At 43.1% G+C, this 751-nt stretch carries 1 protein-coding gene and 1 pseudogene; both read left to right on the top strand.

Going from position 1 to position 751, the window contains the following annotated elements:
- Positions 1 to 105: pseudogene (locus R7R78_RS25945) on the top strand (2-haloalkanoic acid dehalogenase); the annotation flags it as partial.
- A gap of 139 nt (positions 106 to 244) precedes the next feature.
- Positions 245 to 751, top strand: a 507-nt coding sequence (locus R7R78_RS25950; RefSeq protein ID WP_318119599.1) for an FIST N-terminal domain-containing protein, incomplete at its 3' end; no start/stop codon positions are given.

Raw genomic sequence — 751 nt, forward strand, 5'->3', positions numbered from 1 at the left:
TGTTGGTTTAATGATATGAATAAAAATGTCATTAATCATTCAAGAACACGTACGTTGCCTGACATTGAAATCAATAGTTTGCAGCCGTTACTCACACTTTTTTAATTGCTTTCGCATTAATCCATTCTAAAGTCATTTTGTGCCTAGAAAAGCATCAAAAAGAAACGTAAATTACTAAGCCTAAAGTAAAAATAACGACGCCACTCATCGTGGTGAAAATAGTGTTACGGCAGTAGTAGGGTACATGCGAGCTTTTTCCAAACGGGTCCACGATGTAAGTCAGCTTAATGACTTTTTAGTCACTTCTCAGTTGCACCCAGATAAACAGTATTTGGTGCAAATTTTGTCTACGCAATCGCGAGAATGTGCGGCTGCACTCGCCAAAGCGGTTTTGTCGATGTTGCCCAATGCTCATGTCATCGGCCACAGTACTCGCAATGTGATTTTGGATGGCGACATTTTTACCTCTGGCTGCCTCATCAACCTGATTGAGTTTGGCCAAACCACGCTAACGTCTGCCGTCCAAGCGTATTCTTTCTCTCCCGATATAGACGGTGGCGAGCTCAAACGTTCGCTGCAGTTACAAAGCAACTCTCAAGTCATCATCAGTTTTGCCGTGCAAATCGAACGTCGTGATTATCCTTTGTATCAAACTTTTGCGACCGAAAACGTGCGAGTGTCTGGTGGATTAGCGCAAACCATAGAAGACGGTTGTTGGGTGCTCTATCAAAACCAGACATACGACAACGCC

Source organism: Vibrio sp. 2134-1, assembly GCF_033339495.1.